Origin of the sequence: Variovorax multivorans (genome assembly GCF_051216835.1) — a bacterium.
Taxonomy (GTDB): domain Bacteria; phylum Pseudomonadota; class Gammaproteobacteria; order Burkholderiales; family Burkholderiaceae_C; genus Variovorax.
Map to the genome: position 1 here is coordinate 185,899 of NZ_JBPJZL010000007.1, position 12,771 is coordinate 198,669.

Consider the following 12,771-nt stretch of genomic DNA (forward strand, 5'->3'; position numbering starts at 1 on the left):
TGTTGTTTGCAGCAGCAGGCTGTTCCACGCTCACCGATGGTCCCCGCCGCCCAGCGCGCGGCGTTCGCGTTCCACCAGCCTGTCGTAGAAGCCGCCGCCGGGCGCCACGAACCAGACGACGGCGCCGTGGATCAGCAGGCCCAGCCCCCAGCCCATGAGCGGGTACATCGCCCAGGTGCGGCCGTTGGCGGCCGAGATCGTGACGAGGCCGAGGTTGACCACCACGTAGACGAAGGCGTGGATGTACCAGCCCATCTTGGCGCCGGCGCGGCGGCGGGCGAGGCGCTCGACGTCGGAGCGGGAAGAATTTGATGCAAGAGAGGTCATGACAGCTCCTTGTATTGGACAGGAATGAAATCGGAAGAGGCGGGCTGCGGCGACTGTGGCGACGGTGCCGCCTGCAATGCCGCGCGCTGCCGCAGTTCCTCGGTGGTGTCGCCTGCCCCATCGGGCTTCCAGCCCGGTGGCTTCACGAGGTAGCCGACAAAGGTGCGCACCGAGCGGGCCGAGGCCAGGTCGCGCAACAGCGCGCGCCACTGGCTGAACTCGATCTCGAAGAGGTTGTGCGAAGTAATCGGGTTCACCAGCCCGTAGCGGCAGGGAAGATCGGCGCGCTCTGGAATGTAGGTGCCGAACAGGCGGTCGAACACGATGAGCACGCCGCCGTAGTTGCCGTCCAGGTATTCCAGGTTCGAGGCATGGTGCACGCGGTGGGCAGAGGGCGTGTTCAGCACCCATTCGAGCGGCCCGAGGCGCGGGATCCAGGTGGCATGAATCCAGAACTGGTACAGCAGGTTCAGCGTGAGCATCAGCAGGATCACCCGCGGCGGCATGCCCAGCAGCGGCGCCAGCATGAAGAAGGCCAGCGTGCCGGTGAGACGGCCGGTCCAGCCGAAGCGGTAGGCGGCCGACAGGTTCAGCTGGTTCGGCGAATGGTGGATGGAGTGGGTGCACCAGAACCAGCGCACCCGGTGCGCCGCGCGGTGGTACCAGTAGTAGCAGAACTCCTGGCCGATGAAGCAGGCGGCCCAGCCGCTCCAGTGGTCCATCGGCAGGGTGAAGAGGCGGTGGTCATAAAACCAGTTCATCGCGCCGGTCCAGAAGGCCAGCGGCAGCAGCCAGCGCAACGGGTACTCGCGCACAAGAAAGTCGACCACCGAGACGCCGGCCGCCTTCCAGTCGTAGCTGCGCCAGCCGTTGCGCCAGGACAGCACGAGCGCCTCGGCAATGGAGGCGACGAGCACCACCGTGACGGAGATCTTGAGGATCAGCAAGAGCGCGTTCATGGTGGCGGGTCCTGGATGAAAGTCGTGGCCTAGGGAATCTTAGGCCGCGCGGGCCGTGGCCGACATAGCGTCAGTGCGGATGGCCAGCTTCCACAGGCGCACCGCACGGGCCGCGAAGACACCGCTGAAGGCGCCGTACAGCACCGGGATCACGAGGCTGAAGGCGGCTTGCTGGCGCACCTCGGGGTGCATGGCCAGGGTTACGCCCACCACGTACTTGGTCAGGAAGATGCCCATCATGAGCATCAGCGGCACGGGGCTGCCGGCCACGTGGAAGCGGCGCTCGGCCGCGTCGTAGCGGGTGGTGGCGGGCAGCGGGCGCTGCAGCACCAGCGCCAGCATTACCACCGCGGCGGCGGCCCAGCCCAGCAGGGCGCCGAAGGAATCGCCGAAGACGGAGACCACGCCGTAGATCGAAAGGGCGCCCATGGCCACCGGCATCAGCGTGACGCGGCTCAGGCTCACTTCGTTGGTGAGCAGCTGCTTGGCGCCGAGCCACAGCAGCAGGAAGAACACGGCGAACACCCACTTGGGCGTGTGAAGGATGATTTGCATCAGCATGGTGGCGCTCCGTTGGAAGTGGAAGAAATCTTGAAGAAGAAGGGCAGAAGGGAATCGATGGAGTGGACTGTGCCGGCGCCCGCCCGCCCCAGCCACCGGCTTGCGACGGAATGCATGCATGCGGCGCGAATTGCAGCCGGGCGGCGTGAATTGCGGAGGCCGTGCGGGCAGCTTTACCGTCGCTTTACGGCGCAGCAAAGAGCGGGACTACCATTCCGCGCTGTACTACCCCGGTCCGCACCCCCTGCATCTTTCGCACGCACCGCCCATGGAACAAGAAAAACCACCCGAGCCTCTGCCTTCCACCGTCTCGCCAACACATCCGACGGTGCGCAGACGCCGGTGGGTGGGCGGGCTGCTGACCCTGCTGCTGCTCGTGGCACTGGGCGCTGGCGCCTGGTATCTGATCCAGCGGTCGAAGACGCCCGCGGCCGGCCCTGGTGGCGTTCCTGGCGCCGGCCGGCAGGGTGGTGGCCCCGGTGGGCCGGGCGGCCCGGGTGGGCGCGGCGGCGGTGGCGGAGCCTCCAGCACGGTCGGTGTTGCCACGGCCAGGCAGGCGGACATCCCGGTGCAACTCGAGGCGCTGGGCACCGTCACGCCGCTGGCCAACGTGATCGTGCAGCCGCAGGTGTCGGGCGTGCTCACGGCCGTGCTCTTCCAGGAAGGGCAGATGGTCAAGAAAGGCGACGTGCTCGCCACCATCGACCCGCAGCCGTTCCAGAACGCGCTGGGGCAGGCCGCCGGGGCGCGGCAGCGCGACGAGGCGCAGCTGGCGGCGGCGCGCGTCACGCTGCAGCGCTACCAGACCCTGCTGGGGCAGGACTCCATCGCGCGGCAAGACGTCGACACGCAGGCCGCGCTGGTCAAGCAGCTCGAAGGCACCGTGGCCATCGACCGCGCCAACGAGAACACGGCCAAGCTCAACCTGGCCTGGAGCCGCATCACCGCGCCGGTGAGCGGGCGCATCGGCCTGCGGCCGGTGGACGGGGGCAACTACATCTCGACCGGCACCACCAACGGCATTGCGACCATCACGCAGATCGCGCCCATCGACGTTGAATTTGCCATTCCGCAAGACCGCGTGCCCGAAGTGCAGGAGCGCCTCGCCCAGGGCGCCAAGCTCGACGCCACCGCCTTCGACCGCACGCGCACGCGCCAGCTTGCGAATGGCGCCTTCTCCACGCTTGACAACCTGGTCGACACCGCCACCGGCACCGTCAAGGCCAAGGCCCGCTTCGCCAACGCCGACAGCGCGCTGTTCCCGAACCAGTTCGTCAACCTGCGGCTGCTGCTGCGCACCGTGGCCAGCGCGGTGGTGGTGCCGGTCACGGCGCTGCGCCACGGCCCCAACGGCGACTACGTGTATGTGCTGAACGAAGACAGCACGGTATCGCAGCGGCCGGTGACGCGTGGCGAATCGAGCGTGGACAACGTGGCGATCATGTCGGGCCTGAAGGCCGGCGAGCAGGTCGTGACCGAAGGCGGCGACCGGCTGAAGGACGGCGCGCGCGTGCAGACCCAGGTCGAACGCCCGACCGGTGCGGCGTCGGCGCCCGCAAGCGGTTCGCGCCGTGGACAACACCGTCAAGGCGGCGCGGCGGCACCGAAGGGCGGCGCATCAGGTGCGTCAGGTGCATCAGGCCCGGCTGCTGCCGCCCCCGCAGCAGAACCAGCGACACCCGCCAAGCTCCCGACCGCCGAGCAGCGCCAGCGCATGCTCGACGCCGCCAAGGACGACCCGCAGCAGTTGGAGCGCCGCAAGCGCTTCCTCGAAGCATTGGACCGTGGCGACCCGGCGGCGCTGGAGCGCTGGCAGCGCATGTCCGAAGGCGGCGGCGAAGGTGGCCAGGGCGGGCGCCGCCCATGAGCGGTAGTCGCAGCCGCCGCATGGGGACCGCCCGGTGAACCCGTCACGTCCGTTCATCCTCCGGCCGGTGGCGACCTCGCTGCTGATGGTCGCCATCGTGCTGGCCGGCCTGGTGGCGTTCCGCTTCCTGCCGCTGTCGGCATTGCCGCAGGTCGACTACCCGACCATCCAGGTGCAGACGCTCTACCCCGGGGGCAGCCCCGAGGTCATGAGCAACACCGTCACCGCGCCGCTGGAACGCCAGTTCGGCCAGATGTCGGGGCTCGACCGCATGAGCTCGACCAGTGCCGCGGGCGTGTCGATCATCACGCTGCAGTTCTCGCTGGGCCAGACGCTCGATGTGGCCGAGCAGGAAGTGCAGGCCGCCATCAACGCCGGCGGCTCGCTGCTGCCGGCCGACCTGCCGGCGCCGCCTGTGTACGCCAAGGTGAACCCGGCCGATGCGCCGGTGCTCACGCTCTCGATCACGTCCGACACGCTGCCGCTCACCGAGGTGCAGAACCTCGTCAACACCCGGCTCGCGCAGAAGATCAGCCAGGTCTCGGGCGTGGGGCTGGTGTCGCTCAGCGGCGGGCAGCGCCCGGCGGTGCGCATCCAGGCCAACACCCAGGCGCTGGCGGCCAACGGCATCGGGCTCGACACGCTGCGCACGGCCATCTCGGCAGCCAACTCCAACGGCGCCAAGGGCAGCTTCGACGGCCCCAAGCGCGCCTACACCATCAACTCGAACGACCAGCTGCTCACGGTCGACGACTACAAGAACCTCATCGTCACGTACAAGAATGGTGCGCCGATCCGCATGGTCGACGTGGCGCAGGTGGTCAACAGCGCCGAGAACAACCAGCTCAGCGCCTGGGCCGGCAACAAGGCCGACGGTACCAACAAGCTGTCGCCCGCGATCATCATGAACGTGCAGCGCCAGCCGGGCGCCAACGTGATCGCCACCGTCGATGCCATCAAGAAGCAGTTGCCCGAGCTGCAGACCGGCTTGCCCGCCGGGCTGAAGATCGAGGTGCTCAGCGATCGCACGGCCGGCATCCGCGCGTCGGTCCAGCACGTCGAGATGGAACTGGTGCTGGCCGTGGTGCTGGTGGTGCTGGTGATCTTCGCCTTCCTGGGCAGCCTGCGCGCCACCGTCATCGCGAGCATTGCGGTGCCCATCTCGCTGATCGGCACCTTCGGGCTGATGTACCTGCTGGGCTACAGCCTCAACAACCTGAGCCTGATGGCGCTGACCATTGCCACCGGCTTCGTGGTGGACGACGCGATCGTCATGATCGAGAACATCGCGCGCTACATCGAGGAGGGCGAAAAACCACTGCAGGCCGCATTCAAGGGCGCCACGCAGATCGGCTTCACCATCATCTCGCTGACCGTGTCGCTCATTGCGGTGCTGATTCCGCTGCTCTTCATGGGCGACGTGGTGGGCCGCCTGTTCCGCGAGTTCGCGGTGACGCTGGCCATCACCATCCTGATCTCGGCCGTGGTGTCGCTCACGCTGGTGCCGATGATGTCGGCGCGCTGGCTCAGGCACGAACCGAAGAAAGATCCCGCCGGCCATGGCTTCGGCGCGCGCGCCCAGCGTTTCTTCAGCGGCGTGATGGAGCGCTACGACCGCTCGCTGCACTGGGTGATCGAGCACCAGCCGCTCACGCTGCTGGTCGCGCTGCTGACCATGGTGCTGACGGTGGTGCTGTACCTCACGATCCCGAAGGGCCTCTTCCCCACGCAGGACACTGGCCAGCTGCAGGCCCGCGTGCAGGCCGCGCAGGACGTGTCCTTCGACCGCATGTCGCAGCTGCAATTGCAGGCGGCGCAAGCCATTCTCGATGACCCCGAGGTCGAGAACCTCAGCTCCTTCGTCGGCGTGGACGCAGCCAACAACACCATGCTGCACACCGGCAGCATGCTCATCAACCTGACGAAGAGCCGCGGTAATCAGCAGGACGTGATGGACAGGCTGCGAGAGCGCGTGCGGCAGGTGGCCGGCGTCACGCTGTACCTGCAGCCCACGCAAGACCTGACCATCGACGCCGAGACCGGCCCGACCGAGTACCGCGTGTCGCTGGAGGGCGTAGACAGCGCGGCGATCACCGAGTGGATGAAGAAGCTCGTGGCCAAGCTGCAGACTTCGGACAAGGTGCGCAACGTGAGCAGCGACGCCGGCGCGCAGGGCCTGGCGGCGTTCGTCAACGTGAACCGCGACACCGCGGCGCGGCTGTCGATCACGGCGAGCACGGTGGACGATGCGCTTTACAGCGCGTTCGGCCAGCGCATCGTGTCGACGATCTTCACCGAGACGAACCAGTACCGGGTGATTCTCGAAGCGCGTCCCGGCATGGTGAATACGCCGCAGACGCTGGGGCAGCTGAGCCTGATCGCCGGCTCCGGCACCGCGACGCCGCTGTCCGCGATTGCGGACATCACCGAGCAGCAGGCGCCGCTGCAGATCACGCACGTGGCGCAGTATCCGGCGAGCACGCTGAACTTCGATACGGCGCCTGGGGTTTCTCTCGGGACTTCGGTTGATGCGATTCGCGCGGCGGCGAAAGAGATCGGGCTGCCCGGCAGCGTGACGATGACTTTCCTTGGGGCTTCAGGGGCTTATGAGAAGTCGCTGTCTAACCAGTTGTGGCTGATTCTGGCGGCGGTGGTTTGCGTGTACATCGTGCTGGGGGTGCTGTACGAGAGCTATGTGCATCCACTGACTATCTTGTCCACGCTGCCTTCTGCCGGGGTCGGGGCCCTGCTTGCCTTGATGATCACCGGCAACGACCTGGGGGTGATCGGGATCATCGGGATCATTCTGCTGATTGGCATCGTGAAGAAGAACGCGATCATGATGATCGACTTTGCTATCGATGCTGAGCGGACTCAGGGGAAATCTCCGCGAGAGGCTATTCATCAGGCTGCTTTGCTGCGGTTTCGGCCTATCTTGATGACTACGCTGGCTGCCTTGTTTGCTGCTGTGCCGTTGATGTTGAGTTTTGGGGAAGGGGCTGAGTTGCGGAGGCCTCTTGGCTTGGCGATTTTTGGGGGGTTGATTGTTAGTCAGCTGCTTACGCTGTTCACTACGCCTGTTATCTATCTGGCGTTTGATCGGTTGGGTGGGGGGAGCTCGCGGCGGGCGGTGATTGAGGAGGAAGCGGTTTGAGCTGGCTTGCTTCTTGTTGCGTGTTTGCGTTCCGGGGCCGGGTCTCGCCCCGGCGGGCGACTTACTTTCTTTTGCTTCGCCAAAAGAAAGTAAGCAAAGAAAAGGCGACCCCACTGTCTGCGACCCTTCGCTTCGCTACGGGCAACCTGCGGTGCTCGCGTTTCGCGGGGTCTCGCCCAAACTCGCTTCGCTCAAACAAGGGCGAGCCCTTATCCGCGAAACGCTGCGCTCCTCGGCGCAGCCAGAGGGGAGGGGAGACCACTCGGGCCTTTGCTTCGCTCGGCCCCGGTGCCACCGCAGGCGCGCAGCGCCTGCGGTGGTTGAGTTTGGCTGTTGGCTGTTCGAAGGCCGAGCGAAGCGATGGCCTGTTCGAACTCCCTTCTGGCTGCGCCGAGGAGCGCAGACGTAGACGGGATCAGGGCCGCAGCTGTCTGAGCGCAACGCAGTGGAGCGAGTTCTGCGGACCCCCGTCTACGTCGAGCACCGCAGGTTGCCCGAAGCGAAGCGTAGGGACGCAGACAGTAGGGGCGCCTTTCTTTTGCCTACTTTTCTTTGGCGAAGCAAAGAAAAGTAGGTCGGCCGCCGGGCCGAGACCCGGCCTCCGCCCTCCGCAAGGAGAGCAACGATGAATCTGTCGCTCCCCTTCGTCCGCCGCCCCATAGGCACAGTCCTCCTGACCATAGGAATAGCACTGGCGGGCATAGCCGCATTCTTCGTCCTCCCAGTCTCCCCACTCCCCCAAGTCGATTACCCAGTCATCTCAGTAAGAGCCTCCATCCCCGGAGCAAGCCCCGAGACGATGGCAACCAGCGTAGCAACCCCGCTGGAGCGCCACCTGGGCACCATCGCAGGCGTCAACGAAATGACGTCCACCAGCTCGGTAGGCTCCGCCCGAGTCACCCTGCAGTTCGACCTGAGCCGCAACATCGACGGCGCAGCCAGAGAAGTGCAGGCCGCCATCAACGCCAGCCGCGTCGACCTGCCCGCCACGCTAAGAAGCAACCCGACCTACCGCAAGGCCAATCCCGCCGCCTCGCCAGTCATCATCCTGGCCCTCACGTCCAAGACCAAGACCCCGGGCCAGATCTACGACGCCGTCTCGAACATCGTCAGCCAGCGCCTGTCCCAGGTAGATGGCGTGGGCGACGTCGAAATCGGCGGTGGCTCGCTCCCAGCCGTGCGCATCGAGCTGCTGCCGTTCGCGCTCAGCCGCTACGGCATCAGCACCGAAGACGTGCGCGCCGCCATCCAGGCCTCCAACGCCAACCGCCCGAAGGGCACGGTCCAGGGCGAAGGCCGCAAGCTGCAGATATACACGCAGACGCCGGCCCTGCGCGCCAGCGACTACGCTCCGATGGTCATCGCCTGGCGCAACGGCGCGGCCGTGCGGCTGCAGGACGTGGCGGAGGTGGTCGATGGCGTGGAAGACACGCGCACGCTGGGCCTGTTCAACGGCGAGCCCGCGATCATCGTGCTGATCACGCGGCAGCCCTCGGCCAACATCATCGAGACCGTCGACAGCGTGCGCGCGCTGCTGCCCGAGCTGCAGGCTCAGCTGCCGCCCGACGTCACGCTGCAGGTGGCGTCGGACAGCACCAACTCCATCCGCGGCTCGCTGCGCGAGGTCGAGCTCACGCTGGTCATCTCGGTCATCCTGGTGGTGCTGGTGGTCAGCCTGTTCCTGCGCAGCGTGCGCGCGACCATCGTGCCCGCAGTGGCCACGGTGGCGGCGCTGCTGGGCACTTTCGGGGTCATGTACCTGCTGGGCTTCAGCCTCAACAACCTGAGCCTGATGGCGCTCACGGTCGCCACCGGCTTCGTGGTGGACGACGCCATCGTGGTGCTCGAAAACACCAGTCGGCACATCGAGTCGGGCATGACGCGCATGAAGGCGGCGCTGCTGGGCGCGAAGGAGGTGGGCTTCACCGTGCTGTCGATCAGCGTGTCGCTGGTGGCGGTGTTCATTCCGCTGCTGTTCATGGGCGGGCAGGTCGGCCGGCTGTTCCGCGAGTTCGCGGTAACGCTGTCGGCGGCGGTGATGATCTCGCTCGTCATCTCGCTGACCACCACGCCCATGATGTGCGCGTGGCTGCTCAAGCCCGGTGGCGAGCACGACAAGAGCAAGCCGCAAGGCCGCTTCGGGCGCATGGCGGCACGCAGCTACGACTGGGTGCTCAAGCGCTACGAGACCAGCCTCGACTGGGCGCTCGACAGCAAGGGGCTGGTCATGCTGATCCTGGTGGCGGTGGTCGGGCTCAACGTGTATCTCTTCAGCGCCGCGCCCAAGGGCTTCTTCCCGCAGCAGGACAGCGGGCAGCTCAACGGCGGCCTGCGTGCCGACCAGAGCATTTCGTCGCAGGCGCTGGCCGCCAAGCTGCGGCAGGTGGTCGACATCATCCGCAAGGACGAGGCGGTCGACACAGTGGTGGGCTTCACCGGCGCGGGCCGGGCAGGGGGCGGCTTCATGTTCGTCAACCTGAAGCCGGCCAACCAGCGCAAGGACAGCGGCCTGGCCGTGATCGCGCGGCTGCGGCCACAGCTCAACGAAGTAACGGGCCTGCGTGTGTTCCTGGGCACCGTGCAGGACGTGCGCTCGGGCGGTCGCGCCAGCAATTCCACCTACCAGTACACGCTCAAGAGCGACAACCTCGCCGACCTGCGCACCTGGGCCCTGAAGCTGTCCGACGAGCTGAAGATGCAGCCGGTGCTGACCGACATCGACACCGACCAGGACGAGAACGGCGTGGAGACGGTGGCCAAAGTCGACCCCGACAGCGCGCGCCGGCTGGGCCTTACTTCCACGGCCGTCGACAACGCGCTCTACAACGCCTTCGGGCAGCGTCAGGTGGCGACCATCTACACCGAGCTGAACCAGTATCACGTGGTGATGGAATGGGCGCCGCGCTACGCGCGCAGTCCCAATGCCCTGAGCGACGTGTACGTGCCGGCCACCAAGACGACGGTAGTGGGGGGCCAGACCGTGACCACGCAGGTGGCGGCGAGCACCACGACGTCGTCGACGAGTTCAAGTTCGTCGTCGTCCTCGAGCACGACCAGTACGGCCAGCAGCAGCACCTCCGTGCCGGTGTCGGCCAACGCGGGCCTGCGCAGCGCATCGACCGGCAACGTGCTGAGCAACACGGCCACCGCGCTCGTGCCGCTGTCGGCGGTCGCGAAGTTCGAAGAGCAATCGGTCGCCACCTCGGTGAGCCATGAAGACGGCGAACTGGCGACCACCATCTCGTTCAACCTCGCCGAAGGCGCGAACCTCGGCGATGCGCGCGAGGCCATTGCCAAGGCCGAGGCCAACATCGCGATGCCCACCAACGTGCGCGGCGCCTTCGCCGGCACGGCGGCCAGCGCGCAGCAGTCGCAGGGGCAGCAGGCCATATTGATCCTGGCCGCGCTGATCGTGATCTACATCGTGCTGGGCATCCTGTACGAGAGCCTGGTGCATCCGATCACCGTGCTGTCGACGCTGCCCTCGGCCGGCGTGGGCGCGGTGCTGGCGCTGCTGATGTTCCGCATGGAGTTCTCGATCATTGCGCTGATCGGCGTGTTCCTGCTGATCGGCATCGTGAAGAAGAACGCCATTTTGATCATCGACTTCGCGCTGGAGGCCGAGCGCTCGCGCGGGCTCTCGCCGCTGGAGGCGGTGCGCGAGGCCTGTCTGCTGCGCTTCCGCCCGATCCTGATGACCACGCTGGCGGCCGCGCTGGGCGCGCTGCCGCTGGCCATCGGCTTCGGGGAGGGCGCTGAATTGCGCCGGCCGCTGGGCGTGGCCATCATCGGCGGGCTGATCGCCAGCCAGCTGCTGACCCTGCTGACGACGCCGGTCGTCTACCTGCTGCTCGACAAATTGCGCCGCCGCGGCAAGAACGAACACGAACTGAGCCGGGTCGCGCCAGCTTGAGAACAACACCGCCATGAACGCACTGCTTTCCCTTTCTTCTTTCCGCGCGAGCCGCTTCCCGCTCTCGGCGCTCGCACTGGCTGCTGTGCTCGCCGGCTGCTCCGTCGGCCCGCGCTACGAGCAGCCCACCACCGCCGCGTCCGTCAACTGGAAGGAGCAGAAGACCGCCGAAGGCTGGCTGCCCGCCGCGCCTGCCGACGCGCTCGACCGCGGCGAATGGTGGAAGCTGTTCGGCGATGCCACGCTCGATGAACTCGCCGGCCGCGTGCAGGTGTCGAACCAGAACATCGCCGCGGCGGTGGCCAACTATTCGCAGGCCCAGGCGCTGGTGCGCGGCGAGCGGGCGGCGCTGTTCCCGTCGGTGTCGCTCGATGGCAGCGGCAAGCGCTCGGGCACCGTGGGCGGCAGCAGCACGTCGAGCCCGTCGAATGCCTTCTCGGCCACGCTCGGCGCCAGCTGGACGCCGGATGTGTGGGGCCGCCTGCGCGAAGCCGTGAGCAGCGCGCAGGCCAATGCACAGGCGAGCGAGGCCGACTTGGCCGCGGCGCGCCTGTCGGCCATCGGCGATCTGGCCACCAACTACTTTTCGCTGCGCGAGGCCGACACGGAGATCGTGCTGCTCGACGAAACCATCCAGGGCTACCAGCGCGCCTTCGAGATCACGAGCAACCGCTATCAGGCCGGCATTGCCGCACAGACCGATGTGCTGCAGGCGCAGACGCAACTCGTCAACGCCAAGGCCGAGCGTGTGGGCCTGCAGCGCACGCGCGCCACCTACGAGCACGCGATTGCCGCGCTGCTGGGCGTGGCACCAGCCGACTTCAGCCTGCCGGCCGCGCAATGGACGCCCGTGGTGCCCGGCGTGCCGCTCGGCGTGCCCTCGACGCTGCTGCAGCGCCGGCCCGACATCGCGGCCGCCGAGCGCGCCGTGGCGGCGGCCAATTCGCAGATCGGCATTGCGCGCGCAGCCTACTTTCCGAACATCGGCCTCACGGCTTCGGTCGGCAGCAGCGCCAGCCGCGTGAAGGACCTGTTCAGCTCGGCCAACTCGCTGTGGTCGCTGGGCTTTTCGGTGGCGCAGGTGGTGTTCGATGCGGGCGCCATCGCGGCCAACGTCGATTCGGCCAAGGCCTCCTACGAGTCGAGCGTGGCGCGCTATCGGCAGACCGTGCTCACGGCTTTCCAGGCCGTGGAAGACCAGCTCACCGCGAGCGCGACGCTCGCCGAGCAGGAGGGCTTCCGCCGCGAAGCCTCGGCTGCGGCCGACAAGACCGAGCAGCAGTTGCTGAACCGCTATCGCGCCGCGCAGGTGAGCTACACCGACGTGGTCACCGCGCAGGCCGCCGCGCTGAGCGCGCGGCGCACGCTTGTGCAGCTGCAGGTCAGCCGCCAGACCACGGCCATCGCGCTGATCCAGGCGATGGGCGGGGGCTGGCAGGCTGGGTGGATGGGCGATGGCAACAACGCCAAAGCGGACGCGGCAGCACCGCAACCCGCCGCTTCGCGCACGCAGTAAGCGGCTGATCGATATGAAGGATGGGCACTGGGCCCATCCTCCGGCCCGGCGCTCAGGTCAATGCGCCGGACGGTCGCCGATATTGCCCAGGTAGTCCTTGTCGGTCACCAGCACCCAGAGCGCCAGCACGAGGATCACCGCGGCGACGAGCACCGCATTGACCATCGCCGTCTCGGCGCCACGGAAGCCGACCACCCAGGGCGATATAGCGAGCCAGGCCGCCAGCGCTACCTCGGTCCATTCTTCCCACTGTCGGGGCACGAAGGTCGCACCGAGCGCCACCGCGCCGAGCACGATGCCGGTCGCCACCATCGTCCACATGGCGGGCGTCATGTCCGAAAAGCCCAGGACCCAGGGCGAGACGATCAGCCAGGCGCCGGCGACGGCGTTGACGGGGTCTTGCCAATGCTTCACTTGCTTCATGGTCATTACCTCCTGTCGCGACAAGGCGCCGCGACAAGCGGTTTGACTTGC

The 12,771-nt window shown here is 67.2% G+C and carries 8 protein-coding genes; 4 read left to right on the forward strand and 4 right to left on the reverse strand.

Annotated elements, in window-relative coordinates; all coding sequences use genetic code 11:
- Positions 1 to 30: 30 nt before the first annotated feature.
- The 3 genes from ACSFCA_RS19900 to ACSFCA_RS19910 are packed head-to-tail and all read right to left on the reverse strand — an operon-like array spanning position 31 to position 1,847.
- Positions 31 to 327 carry a 2TM domain-containing protein gene (locus ACSFCA_RS19900; protein ID WP_258350303.1) on the reverse strand — a complete coding sequence of 99 codons (297 nt, stop codon included), beginning with the start codon at positions 325 to 327 and terminating at the stop codon, positions 31 to 33.
- The gene (locus ACSFCA_RS19905) at positions 324 to 1,286 is read right to left on the reverse strand and encodes a sterol desaturase family protein (protein WP_435460794.1); all 963 of its coding nucleotides are present in this window, start codon (positions 1,284 to 1,286) and stop codon (positions 324 to 326) included. The genes ACSFCA_RS19900 and ACSFCA_RS19905 overlap by 4 nt, the downstream gene beginning before the upstream one ends.
- 39 nt (positions 1,287 to 1,325) lie before the next feature.
- Entirely contained in the window at positions 1,326 to 1,847 is a 522-nt protein-coding gene (locus ACSFCA_RS19910) for a DUF6622 family protein (RefSeq protein ID WP_435460793.1), read from the reverse strand.
- 268 nt (positions 1,848 to 2,115) lie between these two features.
- On the opposite strand from ACSFCA_RS19910, the gene ACSFCA_RS19915 reads away from it, so the two are divergent.
- The 4 genes from ACSFCA_RS19915 to ACSFCA_RS19930 all read left to right on the forward strand — a co-directional run bounded on the left by ACSFCA_RS19915 (position 2,116) and on the right by ACSFCA_RS19930 (position 12,297).
- Positions 2,116 to 3,714 (forward strand): efflux RND transporter periplasmic adaptor subunit, encoded by a 1,599-nt coding sequence (locus ACSFCA_RS19915; RefSeq protein ID WP_435460792.1) that lies wholly within the window; start codon positions 2,116 to 2,118, stop codon positions 3,712 to 3,714.
- A gap of 34 nt (positions 3,715 to 3,748) precedes the next feature.
- Positions 3,749 to 6,868 carry an efflux RND transporter permease subunit gene (locus ACSFCA_RS19920; RefSeq protein ID WP_435460791.1) on the forward strand — a complete coding sequence of 1,040 codons (3,120 nt, stop codon included), beginning with the start codon at positions 3,749 to 3,751 and terminating at the stop codon, positions 6,866 to 6,868.
- A 625-nt stretch (positions 6,869 to 7,493) separates the two neighbouring features.
- Positions 7,494 to 10,781, forward strand: coding sequence for an efflux RND transporter permease subunit (locus ACSFCA_RS19925; protein ID WP_435460790.1), 3,288 nt, complete (start codon positions 7,494 to 7,496; stop codon positions 10,779 to 10,781).
- Positions 10,782 to 10,794: 13 nt separating this feature from the next.
- The gene (locus tag ACSFCA_RS19930) at positions 10,795 to 12,297 is read left to right on the forward strand and encodes an efflux transporter outer membrane subunit (RefSeq protein ID WP_435460789.1); all 1,503 of its coding nucleotides are present in this window, start codon (positions 10,795 to 10,797) and stop codon (positions 12,295 to 12,297) included.
- 57 nt (positions 12,298 to 12,354) lie between these two features.
- Here the strand turns inward: ACSFCA_RS19930 and ACSFCA_RS19935 are convergent, their stop codons facing one another.
- Positions 12,355 to 12,720, reverse strand: a complete 366-nt coding sequence (locus ACSFCA_RS19935; RefSeq protein WP_435460788.1) for an SPW repeat protein — start codon at positions 12,718 to 12,720, stop codon at positions 12,355 to 12,357.
- Positions 12,721 to 12,771: the final 51 nt, after the last annotated feature.